The organism is Rhodococcus sp. A14 (assembly GCF_011603105.1).
GTDB classification, from domain to species: domain Bacteria; phylum Actinomycetota; class Actinomycetes; order Mycobacteriales; family Mycobacteriaceae; genus Rhodococcus_F; species Rhodococcus_F opacus.
Map to the genome: position 1 here is coordinate 18938 of NZ_JAAOQS010000043.1, position 17735 is coordinate 36672.

The following is a 17735-nucleotide window of genomic DNA, read 5'->3' on the forward strand; positions in this document are numbered from 1 at the left end:
AGACAACGACCACCATCACGGTCCCGACAGGTCAGGTGAATTCATGACCAGCACAGTTCCTCCCCAAGCCGGAACCGAACCCAGGATCCCGGCGCCGAAGGTCCGGCGCAGCCGGGGTGACCGGTGGACCATCGCCGTCATGCTCGGGCTGCCCGCCGCGATCGTGATCGGGCTGGTGTGGATTCCCACCGTGTTCACGGTGATCCTGTCGTTCGCACGCTGGGACGGCATCGGCGGCACGTCCACCATCGAGTGGATCGGCGCGCAGAACTACGTCGACGCCGTCCAGGCGTACCCACCGTTCCAGCAGGCCCTCCACAACAACGTCCTCTGGCTGGCGTTCCTGTTCGTCTTCCCGACGATCCTCGGCATCTTCCTCGCCGTCCTGCTCGACCGGGGCCTGAAGGGAAGCCGGCTGTACCAGAGCATCTTCTACATCCCCGTGGTGTTGTCGATGGCACTGGTCGGATTCGTGTGGCAGCTGATCTACGCCACCGACGGCGGCGTACTCAACACCATCCTGGGTACGGACGTCGACTGGCTAGGCAACCCCGACGTCAACATCTGGGCCGTCATGGTCGCCGCGAGCTGGCGGCACACCGGCTACATCATGTTGCTGTACTTGGCGGGTCTCAAGGCCATCGACCCGTCGGTACGCGAAGCGGCCCTCATGGACGGCGCCGGCCCGATCCGCACGTTCTTCCGGATCGTGTTCCCCCTGATGAAGCCGACCAACCTGCTGATCATCGTCATCACCGTCATCGAGGCCCTGCGCGCCTTCGACCTCGTGTGGGTGATCAACAAGGGCCGCAACGGACTCGAACTCATCTCCGCCCTCGTCACCGCCAACGTCGTGGGCGAAGCGGGCCGGGTCGGATTCGGTTCGGCCCTGGCGACGATCATGCTCGTGATCTCGCTGGTGTTCATTGCCCTCTATCTCTGGATCGTGATGCGGAGCGACGACTGATGACCATGACGACACCCCTCGCCGACCACAGTGCGCCCGTCGACCGGCCCGGGCCCCGCAACAAGGCCGCGGTGGCCAACCGGCGCCGGCTGAGTACCGCGCACGCGGCGATATATCTCCTTCTCACGGCGCTGGCGTTGCTGTGGATCTTCCCGCTGCTGTGGGCGCTCTACAACTCGTTCCGCGACTACGACTACGTCCTCACCCACGGTTACCTGTCGGTCGGCGGTTTCACGCTCAGCAATTACACCGAGTCGTGGGAGGTCGGCGGAATCCCGCACTACTTCCTCAACTCGATGCTCATCACCATCCCGGCGGTGCTGCTGATCCTGTTCATCGGGTCGATGGCGGCGTTCGTGCTCGCCCGGTTCCCGTGGAAGTTCAACGTGATCATGCTGGCGGTGTTCATCGCGGGCAATCTGCTGCCGCAGCAGACGCTGCTGACCCCGTTGTTCCGGCTGTACAACGCGATTCCGTTGCCGTACTGGATGAGTTCGTCGGGCTCGCTCTACGACAGCTACTGGGGACTGATCCTGGTGCACGTCGCGTTCCAGATCGGGTTCTGCGTGTTCGTGTTGAGCAACTACATGAAGACGGTCCCGCCGGAACTGCTCGAGGCGGCGACGGTGGACGGCGCCGGGCTGTTCCGCCAGTACTGGCAGGTGGTGCTCCCACTGTGCCGTCCGGCCCTGGCCGCGCTCGCGACGCTCATGATCACCTGGATTTACAACGACTTCTTCTGGGCACTGGCGCTGATGGTCAGCGGCGACAAGCTGCCGGTCACCACCGCGCTGCAGAATCTGCAGGGCAGCTTCTTCACCGACACCAACCTGCTCGCCGCCGGATCGGTGCTCGTCGCATTGCCGACGGTGCTCGTATTCGTGGCGCTGCAGCGGCATTTCGTTTCCGGACTGACGATGGGAGCCAACAAGTGAGTGCAACTCCACCGCACGGGTACGTCCACCTCACCGCAGGCGGCGTGTCCGTCGTGCTCGACCTCACCGGGGGACGGTTGCCGGCGATCGTGCACTGGGGTGCGGCGCTCGGCGACCTCGCCCTCGCCGACGTCGAAGCCCTGGCGCAGGCGAACATCGAGCCCCCGGCGGGCAACGTAGTCGATCTCCCGGTGCGGCTGTCGATACTCCCCGAACACCACACCGGGTGGGTGGGGAAGCCCGGGATCGCCGGGCACCGGGACGGCGCGGACTGGTCGCCGCTGTTCACGACCACCACGCTCACGGTCGACGGAGCCGAGCACCGGTCGGGACTCGTCGCGGTCGGTGCCGGCGCGGTCCGGGTCGCCGCGCACGACACGGCCGCCGATCTCGGTCTGGTCCTCGACATCGAACTGCTGCCGAGCGGCCTCCTGAGGACGCGCGCCGAGGTCACGAACGAGGGCGACTCCTTCTACGTCCTCGACGACCTCCAGCTCGCGTTCCCGGTCCCACCGCAGGCCCGCGAGATCCTCGACTTCGCGGGCCGGTGGGGGAAGGAACGGATCCCGCAGTGCCGTGAACTGACCGTCGGCATCCACGAACGCGAAGGACGGAAGGGACGCACCGGCCCGGACGCCGCGACGGTGCTCTCCGTCGGCGTGCCCGGATTCGGGTTCGGCCGCGGCGAAGTGTGGGGCACCCACGTCGCGTTCAGCGGCAACCACCGGCACTACGCCGAGCGTCTCTTCACCGGTTTCCAGGTGGTCGGCGGCGGAGAACTACTCCTGCCGGGCGAGGTACGGCTCGCGGACGGCGAGAGCTACGAAACGCCCTGGGTCTACGGCGCCTACGGCGACGGCCTCGACGACCAGGCGCATCGCTTCCACGACTACCTCCGGTCCCGCCCCACGCACCCGCGGCGCGCGCGCCCGGTCACGATCAACGTGTGGGAGGCCGTCTACTTCGACCACGACCTGGCCCGGTTGACGGACCTGGCGGATCGCGCGGCGAAGCTCGGCGTCGAGCGTTACGTGCTCGACGACGGCTGGTTCAGGTACCGGCGCAACGATCTGGCGGGCCTCGGGGACTGGCACGTCGACGAAACGGTGTGGCCGAACGGCCTGCATCCGCTCGTCGATCACGTGCGTTCCCTCGGCATGGAGTTCGGCCTGTGGTTCGAACCGGAGATGATCAACCTCGATTCCGACCTCGCCCGGGAGCATCCCGAGTGGGTCATGGCGACCGGCGGGCGCACGCCCGTGCCGTCGCGGAACCAGCAGGTGCTCAATCTGGGGATCCCCGAGGCGTACGACCACATCCTCGAGCGGATGTCCGCGATTCTCACCGAGTACGACATCGCCTACATCAAGTGGGACCACAACCGCGACCTGATCGACGCCGGTACCGCACCGCACGGCCGCGCCGGCGTCCACGACCAGACCCTTGCGACGTACCGGCTGATGGACGAACTGAAGCGCCGCTTCCCCGGATTGGAGATCGAATCCTGCTCGTCGGGCGGAGCGCGGGTGGACCTCGGCATCCTCGAGCGCACCGACCGCGTCTGGGTCTCGGACTGCATCGATCCGCTCGAGCGTCAGCAGATGAACCGGTGGACGATGCAGCTGCTTCCCCCCGAACTGCTGGGCTCGCACATCGCGTCCGGAATCTCCCATACGACGGGCCGGTACCACCGCCTGTCGTTCCGGGCGGGGACGGCGCTGTACGGGCACCTCGGGATCGAGTGGGATCTCGCGACCGCCACCGACGACGAGAACGCACAGCTCGCGGTGTGGATCGACCTGTACAAGCGGCACCGGGAACTCCTGCACACCGGGACGATGGTGCGGGCCGACGAGATCGACCCGACCCTGCTCGTCTACGGTGCGGTCGCAGCGGACCGGGCGGAGGCACTGTTCTTCCTCGCGTACGTGGGGCGCTCCGAGGTGTCACCGCGGGGCAGGTTCACGCTGCCCGGGCTCGACCCCGACCGGCGCTATCGGGTGCGTCCCGTCTTCGCCGGTGCACCGGACGAGGGCCTGAAACCGCCCGCGTGGTTCGACGTACAGCCACCGGGTGGACGAGCCGACGGACTGTCCGCGGGGAGCGAGGTACTCGGCGTCTCGATGACGGGCCGGGCCCTCGCGGTCGTGGGTCTGCAGACACCCGCGTCCTTCCCCGACGACGTGGTCGTGCTCTCGGTCACCGCGGAGGCGTAGCCGCAGCACCAGGTGGGCAACATTCACCCTGGGGTAGGTAGCCGGTGCCCCCGCAGCGCGGCACCATGGTCTTCACCAGTCGGCAAAAGTTGAACCGCAGGAGGTAAGTCAACACTCGAAAACGCCACATGAAGAGAACACCTCACCGGAACCCGAACCCGGTGAGGTGTTTTCGTCTGTTCCGCCGGGCGGGTCAGAACTCCATGCCCGCGTCGGCGCCCATCTGCATGGTGGTGTTTCCGCCGTCGAGGGATTCCCGGATGATGTCGGCGTGACCGGAATGGTGGCCGGTCTCCCGGATGATGTGGAGCAGGGTGCGGCGGATCGTCCACCACTGCCGCTCGGGTGCCCAGGGTGCGGTGGGCAGTGGGACGAGCACGTCCAGGTCGTCGAGGCCGGCCACGGCGGCCTCCGTCGCGCGGGCCACCTCGGCGTACTCGGCGAGCAGTCCCTCGAGGGTTTCGTCGTCGCGCATGTAGTACTTCTCCATCGCCCACTCCATGTCGAACTCGGCGTTCTCGTCGGGTTCGAGAATGGTTTCGACCCAGTGCTTTTCCGTGTGGGACACGTGCTTGATCAGTCCGCCGAGCGTCAGGTCGCTGACGGTCGAGCGCTGCCGTGCCTGTTCGTCGTCGATGCCGCGGACGGTGATCAACAGGGTGGCTCGCTGCTCCTGCAGGATCTGGAGGAGGTCGGCGCGCTCACCGGTGGCGGGGGACTTCTGCGAAGTGGTCATGAGAAGAAGAGTAGAAGCGATTGAGGTCAGAAACGGTCCTCATTAGGAAGGCCTTCTCAGGGTTTTTCTCGGGGTCCAAGTTGGGTGCCTTCCTGGATGTGTGGAAAGCGCGCGCCGCGAAGGATTCTCGGTATGAACTTCGACTCTCCGGGACCGGCACCCCGGCCCTCCCGCCGACGCGTATGGCTTCGCGTTCTCGGGGGCATGGTGTCGCCCGTCCTCGTCGCCGTCACGGTGGGAGTCGGCACGTTCGCGTACGCCTCGACCGCCGCCGAGAGCGACACCGGCGGGCAGATGGAATTCCGGCGAGCCCTGACGATTCCGCCGCTCGCGCCGGGTGTCGCGCGCCCCGAATTGGGTACCCCCACGGTGACGCGTCACGCCGATGTCGCCGGGTCGAGCCGGATCGGCGCGGGCGAACCCGCGATGCCCCACCAGCCCGCACACGGGTGACCCCGCTCGGTTCTCTCTTCTGGGTCCGCCCAGCCCACCGATGATCAGCCCACCGATGAAAGGAATCATCATGATCCGCACGACGATGACCGCACTGGCAGCCGTGGCTCTCGTGTTCGGCGCCGCGTCCGTGACCCAGACCGCTGCCGCCCACCCGGCCTGCAACTCCTCCTACGAGGGCACGACCAACGACGAGTACGACCCGGACCCCGACTTCACGGGGACGACCAACGACGAGTACGACCCCGATCCCGAGTATTCGGGCACGTCCAACCGAGAATACGACCCCGACCCGGAGTTCCACGGCAGCACCGATCCGTGCCAGGTGTGAGTCCGGTCAGCGGTTCCGGCGCAGCCACGGAGACACACCGGGGGCGAACAGGGCGAGCACTCCCACCGCGACGAGGGCGCTGTAGGCGAGCGGCGCCCATTGCAGCACACCGGCGGTCGCGTCACCGGCGTCGGACAGCAGGGTCCACAGGCCCACCCCGCCGGCGGCGCTGAGGACGCCGACGACGGCGAGGGTGATCTGGCCCGCCGGTTTCCGGGCGCGCAGAAGTTGTATCCCCAGCAGTCCGAGGAGGATCAGGACGACGGCGATGGCGCCGCTGCCGATCAGCGTCAGGTTCACCGTGTCGGTGATGTCTGTCGCGGAGTCCCCGGGATTGTCCGCGGCGACCGAGGCCTCGAGGGCGTCGCGGACCGCGCCGAGGTCGAGCGCGATGGCCCCGGCGATTCCGGCGAGAACGACGAACGATCCCACCCAGGCGGACAGTGACACCGCGACCGCCTTCGGGGTGGCATCGGTGGGGGTGGCGCGCAGCGGGGTGACCGCGAACTCCGGACGCGGCGGTACGGGTCGCGGCGGTTCCGGCCGGCGTCGCGGCTGTTCGGGTGTCGTCACGCTGCGATCCTATCGACCTGCCGTACCGTGGCGGGCCGACGCGCGGGTCCGTGTCGGCGGCCCCGAAGCACGCCGCCGAAACACGGCGCCCGAACAAAATGCGGGCATCCGGGAACAAATCTCCGCACCCCTCCGTTGAGCCTTACGACAACATGAGCGTGCAAGACTCAAGTTCGAATTGACTCCCGACGGTGTCGGAGTGCAAACTTGAGCGGAGGGCGCTCACTAAGCGCCAACATCGCAGTTCAGTAATGAAAAACCTGCCCACAGGACTGCAAAACGAAAGTGAGGAACACTATGGCTCGTGCCGTCGGTATCGACCTCGGTACAACGAACTCGGTCGTGTCTGTGCTGGAAGGCGGCGAGCCCGTAGTGGTCGCCAACGCCGAAGGTTCACGCACCACCCCGTCGATCGTCGCCTTCGCCAAGAACGGTGAGGTGCTGGTCGGCCAGCCCGCGAAGAACCAGGCCGTCACCAACGTCGATCGCACCATCCGCTCCGTCAAGCGCCACATCGGCACCGACTGGAACGTGGAGATCGACGGCAAGAAGTACACGCCCCAGGAGATCAGCGCGCGCACGCTCATGAAGCTGAAGCGCGACGCCGAGGCGTACCTGGGTGAGGACATCACCGACGCCGTGATCACCGTCCCCGCGTACTTCGAGGACGCCCAGCGTCAGGCCACGAAGGAAGCCGGCCAGATCGCCGGTCTCAACGTCCTGCGCATCGTCAACGAGCCCACCGCGGCCGCACTGGCCTACGGCCTGGACAAGGGCGACAAGGAACAGACCATCCTGGTCTTCGACCTCGGTGGCGGCACCTTCGACGTCTCGCTGCTCGAAATCGGCGACGGCGTCGTCGAGGTTCGCGCCACGTCCGGCGACAACCACCTCGGTGGTGACGACTGGGACGAGCGCATCGTCACGTGGCTCGTCGACAAGTTCAAGGCTCAGAACGGCATCGATCTGACCAAGGACAAGATGGCTCTGCAGCGTCTCCGCGAGGCCGCCGAGAAGGCCAAGATCGAACTGAGCTCCTCGCAGAGCACGTCGATCAACCTGCCCTACATCACCGTCGACGCGGACAAGAACCCGCTGTTCCTCGACGAGCAGCTGTCTCGCAGCGAGTTCCAGAAGATCACGTCCGATCTCCTCGACCGCACCCGCGCGCCGTTCCAGGCCGTGATCAAGGACAGCGGCATCGCCGTCAAGGACATCGACCACGTCGTGCTCGTCGGTGGTTCCACCCGTATGCCCGCCGTCTCCGATCTGGTGCGCGAGCTGACCGGTGGCCGTGAGCCCAACAAGGGCGTCAACCCGGACGAGGTCGTCGCCGTCGGCGCCGCCCTGCAGGCCGGCGTCCTCAAGGGCGAGGTCAAGGACGTGCTGCTCCTCGACGTCACCCCGCTGTCCCTCGGCATCGAGACCAAGGGTGGCGTGATGACCAAGCTCATCGAGCGCAACACCACCATCCCGACCAAGCGTTCCGAGACCTTCACCACCGCTGACGACAACCAGCCCTCGGTGCAGATCCAGGTGTTCCAGGGTGAGCGCGAAATCGCCTCGCACAACAAGCTGCTCGGCTCGTTCGAGCTGGCCGACCTGCCGCCCGCCCCGCGTGGCGTGCCGCAGATCGAGGTCACCTTCGACATCGACGCCAACGGCATCGTGCACGTGACCGCCAAGGACAAGGGCACCGGCAAGGAGAACACGATCAAGATCCAGGACGGCTCCGGTCTGTCCAAGGAAGAGATCGAGCGGATGGTCAAGGACGCCGAGGCTCACGCCGAGGAAGACAAGGCCCGCCGCGAGGAGGCCGAGGTGCGCAACCAGGCCGAGTCGCTCGTGCACCAGACCGAGAAGTTCATCAAGGACAACGAGGACAAGGTGCCCGCCGACGTCAAGGAGAAGGTCGAGGCTGCCATCAAGGAAGCCAACGACGCTCTCGCAGGCACCGACATCGCGGCCGTCAAGACCGCGGTCGAGAAGCTGGCCACCGAGTCGCAGGCCCTCGGCCAGGCGATCTACGAGGCCAGTGCCGCCGAGGAAGCCGCCAACACCGACGGTTCCGGCGCGAGTGGTGCCGACGACGTCGTCGACGCCGAGGTCGTGGACGAGCCGTCCGACTCGGAGAAGAAGTGACGTCCGACAACACCGAGCAGGAACCGGTCACTTTCGTGGACAAGCGGAAGATCGACCCCGAGACCGGTCGGACACGGGACGCGGAGCCGGTAGTGGAGCCCCTCGCGGGCACCGCTGCCGCCCCGCAGCCCGGCTCGGTGGACGAAGGGGACCTGCCGGACACGGCAGCTCCGGAGACGGACGAGTTGGCGGAGCGCACCGCTGACCTGCAGCGACTGCAGGCGGAATACGCCAATTACCGCCGCCGCGTCCAGCGCGACAAGCAGGCCGACATCGCGAACGCCAAGGCGTCCGTCGTCGGTGAACTCATCGCGGTGCTGGACGACCTCGACCGTGCACGCAGCCACGGCGACCTCGACTCGGGGCCGCTGAAGGGTGTGGCAGACAAGCTCACCGGCACCCTCACCTCGCTCGGGCTGAGCGAGTTCGGTGCCGAGGGCGACGCATTCGATCCGGCGCTGCACGAGGCAGTGCAGCACGAGGGCGAGGGTCACGACCCCGTTCTCGGCACGGTGATGCGAAAGGGCTACAAATTCGGTGATCGCGTCCTGCGGCATGCGATGGTAGCTGTGATCGATCGCGCCGGCGATGCCGGCGCGAACACCTCCGACGAGGCGGCGAAGCCCGCCGAGTCGGAACAAGAGTAAGAGCGAGAGGAGGAGACGCCCAGTGAGCCAACGGGAGTGGATCGAAAAGGACTTCTACAAGGAGCTGGGCGTCTCGTCCCACGCATCCGCGGACGAGATCAAGAAGGCGTACCGCAAACTCGCCCGCGACCTTCACCCCGACGCGAACCCCGGCGACACGAAGGCCGAGGAGCGTTTCAAGTCCGTCAGCGAAGCACACGCCGTGCTCTCGGACCCTGCCAAGCGCAAGGAATACGACGAGGCCCGGCGACTGTTCGCGAGCGGCGGTTTCGGTCAGGGCGGCGGCGGATTCAACCCCGGAGCCGGCGGTTTCGGCCAGGGCGGATTCGACATCAACGACCTGTTCGGTGGCGGCGGCGCGGCGGCCGGTGACGGCGGCCTCGGCGACATCTTCGGTGGCCTGTTCAATCGCGGCGCCGGTGGTGGCGGCGCGACCCGCACGACCAACCGTCCCCGTCGTGGCAGCGACGTCGAGACGGAGACGACCCTCGAATTCCGTGAAGCCACGCTGGGCGTCACCGTTCCGCTGCGGCTGACCAGTCCGTCGCCGTGCACCACCTGCCACGGCAGCGGTGCCAAGCCGGGAACCAGCCCGCGAGTCTGCCCGCGCTGCAACGGGACCGGAATCGTCAGCCGAAACCAGGGCGCGTTCGGGTTCAGTGAGCCGTGCGACGACTGCCGCGGTACCGGCTCGATCATCGACTCGCCGTGCGAGGTGTGCCACGGCAACGGCGTCACCAACCGGACCCGCACCATCACCGTCCGCGTTCCCGCAGGTGTCAGCGACGGACAGAAGATCCGGCTGGCAGGCCAGGGGGAGGCGGGCCTGCGCGGCGCGCCGTCCGGCGACCTGTTCGTCACGGTCCGGGTGCGTCCCGACAAGGTGTTCGGCCGCAACGGCGACGACCTCACCCTCGTCGTCCCCGTCAGCTACGGTGAGCTCGTGCTCGGAACCACGGTCTCCGTCCCCACGTTGGAGGGGCGCGTCGGTGTGAAGATTCCGGCGGGCACAGCCGACGGCCGGGTTCTGCGGGTACGCGGCCGAGGCGTTCCCAAGCGCGCGGGTGGCGCCGGTGACCTGCTGGTCACGGTCAAGGTCGCCGTTCCGCAGAAGCTCGACGACCCCGCCACCGAAGCACTGAAGACCTATCTGGAAGCAGAGAAGGCCAGCGGATTCGATCCCAGGGCCGGGTGGGCAGGTGCCTGATGAGCGATACGACCCAGGATCCACGCGAGACCGCCGTTGATCCGGACGCGCAGATCTTCGTGATCTCGGTGGCCGCGGAACTCGCCGGCATGCACGCCCAGACGTTGCGCAACTATGACCGGCTCGGTCTCGTCACCCCGCACCGCACGTCCGGTGGCGGGCGACGGTACTCGCCGCGGGATGTGGCGCTGCTCCGTGAGGTGCAGCGCCTCTCGCAGGACGAGGGCGTCAACCTCGCCGGGATCAAGCGGATCATCGAACTCACCAACCAGGTGGAGGCTCTACAGCACCGGGTTCGCGAGCTGGCCGAGGAGATCGCCAAGATTCACGCCGGCTACCGGCGCGACCTGGTGCCGATCCCGCGGAGCAATGCGCTCGTCGTGTGGAAGCCGCGACACCAGCGCTGACCCGGCGATCTCTCGGGTGAACCGAACCGATGTCGCACTCGTCCTGTCGGAGTGAACCAGTGCGACATCGGGCCCCAACCCCCGGCTCATCGGTCGCGGTTGCCCCAGCGGGGCCCGCGGCGGGTGCGTGATCGCGGAATGTTCATCTCCTCGAGACGTGCCTTGATCTCCTCGGTGGTCCACATCGTGCGGGAGACGGTGGGGGTGGGGGTCTCGGTGACGTGCATGATCATGTTCTCCGGCTTTCTTCGAGTGTTCGGTGGATGGTCGGGATCGTCTGTCAGGGGTGTCCGTACAGGTGGTAGCCGGCGTTCATGTTCGGGTAGCCCGAGTCGATCCAGCTGCTGATGCCGTAGGCGTGGCCGTAGTCGGCGTCGACGCGGGTGCCGTCCACGTCGGTGGTGTTGCTGTAGTTGTCGGCGCGGAACACGGCCTGGGCACCACCGGGGAGCGAGTAGGTGGCGTCCACCTCGACGCCGTTCGGATCGGTGGAGAATGCCTTCACGATCTGGCTGCTGTGCGGGGCGAGGTAGTCCGACGGCGCCTGAATCCACTGCCCGTAGGGGTTCGACGAGCCCGCGAGGACCATCGGCAGGTCGGTGTCGTTGCTGATCGTCATCGCGATCGTGGGTCCCGATGTCGGCATCGTGCCCGCGGTGGCAACACCGGCTGCGGCGATGGCGAATCCGGTGACGGCCACTGCGGTGGCGGGCAGTGCGATGAAGAGTGCGACGCGGCGGCGGGCGAGGGTGCGCATGATGGCTTCTCCTGAGTTGTGACACTTCGGGGGGAACGTCTGGGGCCGTGGGGGTTTCGGTTTCCGATCTCCCCGTTTTCCGGTGTGCACCAACTATGTCGCGAATGTGCGCCGTCGTCTGTCCACCGACAGGACCGAGGGCGGGATGAATTCGGTGTCCACCGATCGGGGGACACCGGCGCCGCGAAGTGCTCCGCGCGGGCCTGCTCTCGTGAGAAAGTGAGCAATGGACTTCGCCGGAGTCGCTTCGCATCGGGCCGCGCCGTGAGCGCCGTGCGTGTGGTGGTGGGCGACGACCACCCGATCTTTCGGGACGGTGTCGTCCGTGCGCTCCTGGCGAGTGGCGACATCGAGGTGGTCGGCGAGGCGGACGACGGTGCGGCGGCGCTCGCCCTGATCCGCGAACTCGCCCCCGACGTCGCACTGCTCGACTATCGGATGCCGGAGCTGGACGGTTCCCAGGTGGCGGCGGCCGTCCGGCGAGCCGAACTCGCCACGCGGGTGTTGCTGCTGTCGGCGCACGACGAGTCCGCGATCGTCTACCACGCGTTGCAGGAGGGGGCGGCGGGGTTCCTGCCCAAGGAGTCCACTCGGGCGGAGATCGTGAAAGCCGTCCTGGACTGCGCTCAGGGCCGCGACGTCCTCCCCGCCTCCCTCGCCGTCGGACTGGCCGGCGAGGTGCGTCGTCGCAGTGAACCGGTCGGGCCGGCGCTGAGCGGCCGGGAGAAGGAAGTGCTGGCGCTCATTGCGCGCGGCCAGAGCATTCCCACGATCGCCGGTGAGCTGTATCTGGCACCGTCGACGGTCAAGACCCATGTCCAGCGCCTCTACGAGAAGCTCGGGGTGAGCGACCGCGCGGCCGCGGTGGCCGAGGCGATGCGACGCGGCTTGCTGGAGTGACGTGCCGCTTCCGTCCCAGAGTCGCGTAGTCCGTCGCTACAGCACCGAGGCCGTCCGGGTGACCGCCATTCTCCGGTTACCGCTGATCGGGCTGATGGCGCTGCTCGGGCCGGTGATCCGCGTGGTGCACTGGAAACCCGACGTCTTCGCCGGGCTGCTGATCGGGTATGCGGCTCTGGCGCTCGGCTGGCTGATCTTCGTTCTGGTGCGGGACGTCGGACCGTGGGCGGGCTGGGTGTCCACCGCGGCGGACGTCACCGCGGTGGTGGCGTTGTGTATCGCCTCGGGCGGCGCGACGTCGGTGCTGCTGCCGGTGTTCTTCCTGCTGCCGATCTCGGTGGCGTTCCAGTACCGGCCGCGTCTGACGGCGATCGTCGGGGTTTGTACCGCCGTCGGGTACCAGGTGGTGTGGATCATCTACTCCAAGCGCGACGACGCAGTCGGTTTCCCCGACGAGGTGTACCTCTACTTCGGGTTTCTGTTGTGGCTCGCGGCCGCGACGACGGCGTTGTCGTACGTGCTGGTCCGGCGCTCTGCGACGGTGATCTCGCTGATGGATGTGCGCAGGCAGCTGATCGCCGAATCGATGGGCGCCGAGGAACGCGAGCGACGGCAACTGGCCGAAGACCTTCACGACGGGCCCCTGCAGAATGTCCTGGCCGCCCGGCTGGACGTGGAGGAGGCCCTGGAGCGAAACCCGGACGACATGCTCGTCGCCGCCGAGTCCGCCCTCCGCGAGACCGCGGCGCAACTGCGGTCCACGGTCACCACACTGCATCCGCAGGTCCTCGCGCAGCTGGGCCTCACCGCGGCGCTGCTCGAGCTCACCGATCTCTACGCCCGGCGGGGGTTCGAGATGTCGGTGAGCCTCGACGACGTCGGTCACCCCGACTGCCAGGAGCTGCTCTACCGGGTGGCGCGGGAACTGCTCACCAACGTGACCAGACACGCCCGTGCCACGACGATCGAATTCGCACTCACCCGCGCCGACGGGCGGACCACGCTGACGGTCGCCGACGACGGCGCCGGTTTCGATCCGGCCGTCGTCCCGGAACGGGTGGCGCAGGGGCACATCGGGCTGGCGTCGCACATCGTGCGGGTCGAAAACCTCGGCGGCACCTTCGACGTCACGTCCTCACCCGGATCGGGCACCCGCGTGGTGGTGACGGTGCCGGACTCCCGCTGACGGCGCTGGGCGGTTGACGTGTTCGCTGACGGGTAATCGGGGACCAGTCGATCGCGAAGGAAGGGCAGAGCAATGGGTACGCGCGAGTCATCCCGGACGAAGTCGCCGGTTCAGATCGCCGCGCTCGTCGTGGGTGCGGTATTCCTCCTGGTCGGGATCCTGGGCTTCGTTCCCGGCATCACGACCGACTACGATCTGCTCGGCGGCGCCGGGCACCATTCGGGTGCGAAACTGCTGGGAATATTCCAGGTTTCGGTGCTGCACAACCTCGTTCACCTGATTTTCGGCGTCGCCGGCATCGCATTCGCCCGGACCGTACAGACTGCGCGCCTGTACCTGATCGTCGGCGGTGTGGTCTATCTCGTTCTGTGGATCTACGGACTGGTGATCGACCAGGCCAGTGCGGCGAACTTCGTGCCGGTCAACACGGCCGACAATTGGCTGCACTTCGCACTCGGCGCCGGAATGGTCGCGCTCGGATTCTTCACGGCGCGGGTCGGGTCGACGCCCGCAACGGACCCGACCCGACCACACTCGCCGATGGACTAGTCACTGCGGGTGACGGCCCTCGGCGAATTCCTCGACGATCTTCGCGCAGAACGCGGGCAGGTCGTCGGGGTTGCGGCTCGACACCAATCCGCTGTCGACCACCACTTCCTCGTCGACCACGGTTCCGCCGGCGTTGCGGATGTCGGTGCGCACGCTCGGATACGACGTGAGAGTGCGGCCGCGGACGACGTCGGCCTCGACCAACGTCCACGGTCCGTGGCAGATCACGCCCACCGGTTTGCCCGAAGCGACGAAGTCGCGGACGAAGGCGACGGCTGACTCGTCCATCCGAAGGTGGTCGGGGTTCGTGGTGCCGCCGGGCAGGATCAGTGCGTCGAAGTCGGCGACCGACACGTCGCCGACCACGGCGTCGACGGCGTAGGTGCCTGCCGCGTTCACGTCCGCGTTCATGGCCTGGATCTTGCCGGGGGACAACGAGATCAGCCGAACCTCCGCGCCGGCGTCCTCCACGGCCTTTCGTGGTTCGACGAGTTCGACTTCCTCGACCCCGTCGGTGGCCAGGATCGCGACCTTCCGGCCGCGCAGTGTGTCTGCCGATGTCATGGGCACTTCCTTCCTCTGGTGAACACAAGCGACGGGTACCCGGTCGGCCCGAAGCCAATCGGGTGGGAATCAGAGTCGTCGGAGATCGGTGGTTGCGGGGCCCTCGAGAAGTGTTCCGCCGGCAGTGAATCGGGACCCGTGCAGCGGGCAGTCCCACGAAGCCTCCGCATCGTTCCAGCGGAGCACGCCACCGAGGTGCGGGCAGACGGCGCAGACACGCTCGGTGTGACCGTCCGAGGTGTATTCGCCGACGGGCAGCAGTCCCTCTCGCACGATGCGTGCCCGGCCCTGCCCGCGTTGCCGCCCCACGAGCGCGTCACCCCAGCCCGCGACCATCTCCACCGCCACCTCGCCGTTCGCCTTCACCGCCGCCGGAAGGTCGAAAAGCTGCGTCGGCGAATAGCTCTGGAATGCCTCACCCCACCGCATGTGGCCACCCAGAATGCGTCCGGCGAGCACGAGACCGGCGGCGACGCCGTTCGAGAGACCCCACTTGCCGTAGCCGGTGGCGATGAGAATGCCGTCACTGCCGGGAACCAGTGGGCCGACGTAGGGGAGCGCGTTCAGCGAGGAGTAGTCCTGCGCCGACCAGCGGTGGGTCGGCGTCGCCCCGGGAAAATGACGACCGGTCCAGGCCAGTAGATCGTCGACCGCTGCCTGCGGCGACGTGCTTCGCCCGACATCGTGACCGTTGCCGCCGACGACCAGAACACGACCGGCCTCGGCTGGGCGCAGCGACCGGGTGGGCTGATCGGCGGTCAGGTACATGCCCCCGGGTGCACCGCCCGGCACCCGGAACGCCGCCGCATACGATCGTTCCGCCTTCAGCCGGGCGAAGAATCCTCCGCGATCGAGGATCGGAGTTCCCGTCGCGAGAACCACGCGGCGGGCTTCGATGTCGCCGTCCGGCGTCGACAGGACCTGGAATCGCACCAGCGTCCGGACCGACGTCACACGACGGTGCTCGAACACGTCGCCGCCGTGTGTGATCAGGTCGCGGGCCACCGCATGGAGAACGGACATCGGGTCCAGGAACGCCTGGTCGTCGAGTGTGACGGCGTCGACGTGGGGCACCGGTATCTCGAGTTCGGGCACGAGTCGCACGGGCAGGCCCGCCGATCGCGCGGCCGTGTACTGGGCGCGCACCGCGTCGACGCCGGACTCGGTCTGCGCGAACGTGAAATCCGGTGCCGTGCCGACGGGAATCTCGCGGTCGTGGCAGTACCGGAGCAGCCACTGCTGGCCTTCCAGGTTTCCCTCGACATACGAGCGCAGGATGTGCGACGCGTGGCGTCGGCCGATCTCGGCGAGCCGGGTACCTTGTAGCACACTGACCTTGCCCGTGGTGTTCCCTGTCGTGACGGCCCCGATGGTTCGCGCTTCGACGACGGCGACGTGCTGTCCCGCACGGGCGAGCAGTAACCCGGTGATCAGCCCGGTCACCCCCGCGCCCACCACCACGGTGTCGTACCGTCCGCGTTCGTCCCACGATCGCCCCGTTACCGCGCCGCGGTGACCGGCGACGTGATCGAGCCAGAGGGAAGACATCACGGCTTCAGGAGAATCTTCACAGCGCCGTCTTCCTTCTTCTGGAAGATCTCGTACGCGTGCGGCGCGTGGTCCAGTGGCAGTTCGTGAGTGGCGAACGTGTCGACACCCAGGGGGTCGGCGTCGGTGAGCAACGGCAGGATGTCCGGCACCCACCGCTTCACGTTGGCTTGCCCCATCCGCAGCTGAATCTGCTTGTCGAACAGGGTGAGCATCGGTATCGGGTCCGCCATTCCTCCGTACACCCCGATGAGCGAGAGGGTGCCGCCGCGCCGCACGATGTCGATGGCCGAGTACAGCGCGTGCAGCCGGTCGATTCCCGCCGTCGACATCAACGGGGCCGCGATGGCATCGGGCAGGTACGACGTGATCTGCTGCAGGAGTTTCGCGCCGGGGGAGCCGTGCGCTTCCATGCCGACGGCGTCGATGACGGAATCGGGTCCGCGGCCGTCGGTCATCTCCCGGATCACGTCGCCGAGTTCACCCTCGGCGTCGTTCAGGTCGACCGTCTCGATCTGCCGCGCCCGCGCTCGGGCGAGCCGCTCGGGCACGAGATCGACGCCGATGACCCGAAAACCCTTGTGCGTGGCGATGCGTGCCGCCATGTCGCCGATCGGTCCGAGCCCGAGAACGACGACGGAACCGCCGTCGGGTATCTCCGCGTACTCGACGGCCTGCCATGCCGTCGGCAGCACGTCGGACAGATACACGAAGCGCGAATCCGGTGGACCCTCCGGAACCGTGATGTGGGTGTTCTTCACGTGCGGCACCCGAAGATACTCGGCCTGGCCGCCGGGAACGCTCCCGTACAGTTTCGAATAGCCGAACAGCGCCGCGCCCATGCCCTCGTCCCGGATCTGGGTGATCTCGCACTGGGTGAACAGCTTCCGATCGCACATGTGGCAGCTGCCGCAGGATATCTGGAACGGGATGACCACCCTGTCGCCGACCTTCACGTCGGTCACCTCGGACCCCACCTCGCGGACGATGCCCATCGGTTCGTGGCCGAGGATGTCGCCCTCGTTCATGAACGCACCGAGCAGTTCGTACAGGTGCAGGTCGGAGCCGCAGATGTTGGTGGTGGTGATCTCGACGACAGCGTCGGTCTTCTGTTCGATCACCGGGTCGGGAACGGTGTCGACGCTGACCTTCCGTTTGCCCTGCCACGTCACGGCTCTCATCGGGCTCTCCGGTTCGCCTTCTCGATCGCGTCGACGAGTTCGTCCTTGGTCATGGTGGACCGGCCGTGTAGATCGAGTCGCTGCGCGATGTGCATGAGGTGGTCCTTGCTCGCGTTGGCGTCGACGCCCTCTGCCGTCTCACCGGACGCGTTCGGGCCGCCGCTCTTCGCGCGCTCGTCCGAGGGGCCCTTCTCGTCCTTGGCCTCCCAGTGGTCCCCGACCTTCTCGTAGCTGTGTTTGAGGGCGTCGTACGCGACGCGATGCGCCCGTTCCTCGTCCCCGTACTGGTCCATTGCGGAGTCGTACACCTTGGCGAACGTGCGCTGCGCCTTCTCGGACGACTTCTTCAGCGTCCCGGGGAGCTCGCGCTTCTTCGGCTTGCCGCTGTCGGTGGTCTTCGGCACGGAAATCCTCCTCGGGTGTAGAGGTGCCCGCA

The 17735-nt window shown here is 67.3% G+C and carries 20 protein-coding genes; 12 read left to right on the forward strand and 8 right to left on the reverse strand.

The window, feature by feature from the left end; all coding sequences use genetic code 11:
- Positions 1-43: 43 nt before the first annotated feature.
- The 3 genes from G9373_RS22145 to G9373_RS22155 are packed head-to-tail and all read left to right on the forward strand — an operon-like array spanning position 44 to position 4118.
- Positions 44-967 carry a sugar ABC transporter permease gene (locus tag G9373_RS22145; RefSeq protein ID WP_133986323.1) on the forward strand — a complete coding sequence of 308 codons (924 nt, stop codon included), beginning with the start codon at positions 44-46 and terminating at the stop codon, positions 965-967.
- Positions 967-1902 carry a carbohydrate ABC transporter permease gene (locus G9373_RS22150; protein WP_167116803.1) on the forward strand — a complete coding sequence of 312 codons (936 nt, stop codon included), beginning with the start codon at positions 967-969 and terminating at the stop codon, positions 1900-1902. The genes G9373_RS22145 and G9373_RS22150 overlap by 1 nt, the downstream gene beginning before the upstream one ends.
- Entirely contained in the window at positions 1899-4118 is a 2220-nt protein-coding gene (locus G9373_RS22155) for an alpha-galactosidase (protein ID WP_167116806.1), read from the forward strand. The genes G9373_RS22150 and G9373_RS22155 overlap by 4 nt, the downstream gene beginning before the upstream one ends.
- Positions 4119-4311: 193 nt before the next feature.
- Here the strand turns inward: G9373_RS22155 and G9373_RS22160 are convergent, their stop codons facing one another.
- On the reverse strand, positions 4312-4854 hold the full coding sequence (locus tag G9373_RS22160; RefSeq protein ID WP_005256776.1) for a DinB family protein: 543 nt from the start codon (positions 4852-4854) through the stop codon (positions 4312-4314).
- Positions 4855-4986: 132 nt separating this feature from the next.
- Between G9373_RS22160 and G9373_RS22165 the strand changes: the two genes are divergently transcribed.
- Together G9373_RS22165 and G9373_RS22170 are read left to right on the forward strand one after the other, a co-directional pair.
- Positions 4987-5307, forward strand: coding sequence for a hypothetical protein (locus G9373_RS22165; protein WP_240960663.1), 321 nt, complete (start codon positions 4987-4989; stop codon positions 5305-5307).
- A gap of 70 nt (positions 5308-5377) precedes the next feature.
- Entirely contained in the window at positions 5378-5638 is a 261-nt protein-coding gene (locus G9373_RS22170) for a hypothetical protein (protein WP_005238337.1), read from the forward strand.
- Between the two features lie 6 nt (positions 5639-5644).
- On the opposite strand, the gene G9373_RS22175 is transcribed toward G9373_RS22170, so the two are convergent.
- Positions 5645-6211, reverse strand: a complete 567-nt coding sequence (locus tag G9373_RS22175; protein WP_005574325.1) for a hypothetical protein — start codon at positions 6209-6211, stop codon at positions 5645-5647.
- Positions 6212-6508: 297 nt separating this feature from the next.
- Here G9373_RS22175 and dnaK point away from each other — a divergent pair, with 297 nt between their 5' ends.
- Genes dnaK through G9373_RS22195 form a run of 4 tightly spaced genes read left to right on the forward strand, consistent with a single transcriptional unit; the run spans position 6509 to position 10614 of the window.
- Positions 6509-8353 carry a molecular chaperone DnaK gene (dnaK, locus tag G9373_RS22180; RefSeq protein ID WP_037243515.1) on the forward strand — a complete coding sequence of 615 codons (1845 nt, stop codon included), beginning with the start codon at positions 6509-6511 and terminating at the stop codon, positions 8351-8353.
- Positions 8350-9000, forward strand: coding sequence for a nucleotide exchange factor GrpE (grpE, locus tag G9373_RS22185; protein WP_005256786.1), 651 nt, complete (start codon positions 8350-8352; stop codon positions 8998-9000). Before dnaK ends, grpE begins: the two co-directional genes overlap by 4 nt.
- A gap of 22 nt (positions 9001-9022) precedes the next feature.
- A complete protein-coding gene (gene dnaJ / locus G9373_RS22190) occupies positions 9023-10207 on the forward strand; it encodes a molecular chaperone DnaJ (protein ID WP_005238348.1) in 1185 nt (394 codons plus the stop codon).
- Positions 10207-10614, forward strand: coding sequence for a helix-turn-helix domain-containing protein (locus G9373_RS22195; protein WP_005238357.1), 408 nt, complete (start codon positions 10207-10209; stop codon positions 10612-10614). Before dnaJ ends, G9373_RS22195 begins: the two co-directional genes overlap by 1 nt.
- 86 nt (positions 10615-10700) lie before the next feature.
- On the opposite strand, the gene G9373_RS22200 is transcribed toward G9373_RS22195, so the two are convergent.
- Both G9373_RS22200 and G9373_RS22205 read right to left on the reverse strand, forming a co-directional pair.
- Positions 10701-10841, reverse strand: coding sequence for a hypothetical protein (locus G9373_RS22200; protein ID WP_162130654.1), 141 nt, complete (start codon positions 10839-10841; stop codon positions 10701-10703).
- A 53-nt stretch (positions 10842-10894) separates the two neighbouring features.
- Positions 10895-11371 carry a hypothetical protein gene (locus G9373_RS22205; protein WP_005574681.1) on the reverse strand — a complete coding sequence of 159 codons (477 nt, stop codon included), beginning with the start codon at positions 11369-11371 and terminating at the stop codon, positions 10895-10897.
- 273 nt (positions 11372-11644) lie between these two features.
- Between G9373_RS22205 and G9373_RS22210 the strand changes: the two genes are divergently transcribed.
- The 3 genes from G9373_RS22210 (at position 11645) to G9373_RS22220 (ending at position 14006) form a co-directional block, all read left to right on the forward strand.
- On the forward strand, positions 11645-12271 hold the full coding sequence (locus G9373_RS22210; protein WP_025432069.1) for a response regulator transcription factor: 627 nt from the start codon (positions 11645-11647) through the stop codon (positions 12269-12271).
- A 1-nt stretch (position 12272) separates the two neighbouring features.
- Entirely contained in the window at positions 12273-13457 is a 1185-nt protein-coding gene (locus G9373_RS22215; RefSeq protein ID WP_043794002.1) for a sensor histidine kinase, read from the forward strand.
- Positions 13458-13529: 72 nt separating this feature from the next.
- Positions 13530-14006: a DUF4383 domain-containing protein gene (locus G9373_RS22220; protein WP_005574686.1), complete on the forward strand. Its 477-nt coding sequence runs from the start codon at positions 13530-13532 to the stop codon at positions 14004-14006.
- Here the strand turns inward: G9373_RS22220 and G9373_RS22225 are convergent, their stop codons facing one another.
- From G9373_RS22225 to G9373_RS22240, 4 genes are all read right to left on the reverse strand, one after another.
- A complete protein-coding gene (locus G9373_RS22225; RefSeq protein WP_167116809.1) occupies positions 14007-14570 on the reverse strand; it encodes a type 1 glutamine amidotransferase domain-containing protein in 564 nt (187 codons plus the stop codon).
- Between the two features lie 69 nt (positions 14571-14639).
- Positions 14640-16118 (reverse strand): FAD-dependent oxidoreductase, encoded by a 1479-nt coding sequence (locus G9373_RS22230; RefSeq protein WP_167116843.1) that lies wholly within the window; start codon positions 16116-16118, stop codon positions 14640-14642.
- Positions 16118-17299, reverse strand: coding sequence for a zinc-dependent alcohol dehydrogenase (locus tag G9373_RS22235; RefSeq protein WP_005256795.1), 1182 nt, complete (start codon positions 17297-17299; stop codon positions 16118-16120). The genes G9373_RS22230 and G9373_RS22235 overlap by 1 nt, the downstream gene beginning before the upstream one ends.
- Positions 17296-17703, reverse strand: coding sequence for a ChaB family protein (locus G9373_RS22240; protein ID WP_005574692.1), 408 nt, complete (start codon positions 17701-17703; stop codon positions 17296-17298). Before G9373_RS22240 ends, G9373_RS22235 begins: the two co-directional genes overlap by 4 nt.
- Positions 17704-17735: the final 32 nt, after the last annotated feature.

What these genes read in the sequence shown, in the direction of transcription:
- G9373_RS22145 (WP_133986323.1), top strand. Translation starts at nt 44, where the DNA reads ATGACCAGCACAGTTCCTCCCCAAGCCGGAACCGAACCCAGGATCCCG.
- G9373_RS22150 (WP_167116803.1), top strand. Translation starts at nt 967, where the DNA reads ATGACCATGACGACACCCCTCGCCGACCACAGTGCGCCCGTCGACCGG.
- G9373_RS22160 (WP_005256776.1), bottom strand. Translation starts at nt 4,854, where the DNA reads ATGACCACTTCGCAGAAGTCCCCCGCCACCGGTGAGCGCGCCGACCTC.
- G9373_RS22165 (WP_240960663.1), top strand. Translation starts at nt 4,987, where the DNA reads ATGAACTTCGACTCTCCGGGACCGGCACCCCGGCCCTCCCGCCGACGC.
- G9373_RS22170 (WP_005238337.1), top strand. Translation starts at nt 5,378, where the DNA reads ATGATCCGCACGACGATGACCGCACTGGCAGCCGTGGCTCTCGTGTTC.
- dnaK (WP_037243515.1), top strand. Translation starts at nt 6,509, where the DNA reads ATGGCTCGTGCCGTCGGTATCGACCTCGGTACAACGAACTCGGTCGTG.
- G9373_RS22195 (WP_005238357.1), top strand. Translation starts at nt 10,207, where the DNA reads ATGAGCGATACGACCCAGGATCCACGCGAGACCGCCGTTGATCCGGAC.
- G9373_RS22200 (WP_162130654.1), bottom strand. Translation starts at nt 10,841, where the DNA reads ATGCACGTCACCGAGACCCCCACCCCCACCGTCTCCCGCACGATGTGG.
- G9373_RS22205 (WP_005574681.1), bottom strand. Translation starts at nt 11,371, where the DNA reads ATGCGCACCCTCGCCCGCCGCCGCGTCGCACTCTTCATCGCACTGCCC.
- G9373_RS22220 (WP_005574686.1), top strand. Translation starts at nt 13,530, where the DNA reads ATGGGTACGCGCGAGTCATCCCGGACGAAGTCGCCGGTTCAGATCGCC.
- G9373_RS22225 (WP_167116809.1), bottom strand. Translation starts at nt 14,570, where the DNA reads ATGACATCGGCAGACACACTGCGCGGCCGGAAGGTCGCGATCCTGGCC.
- G9373_RS22230 (WP_167116843.1), bottom strand. Translation starts at nt 16,118, where the DNA reads ATGTCTTCCCTCTGGCTCGATCACGTCGCCGGTCACCGCGGCGCGGTA.
- G9373_RS22235 (WP_005256795.1), bottom strand. Translation starts at nt 17,299, where the DNA reads ATGAGAGCCGTGACGTGGCAGGGCAAACGGAAGGTCAGCGTCGACACC.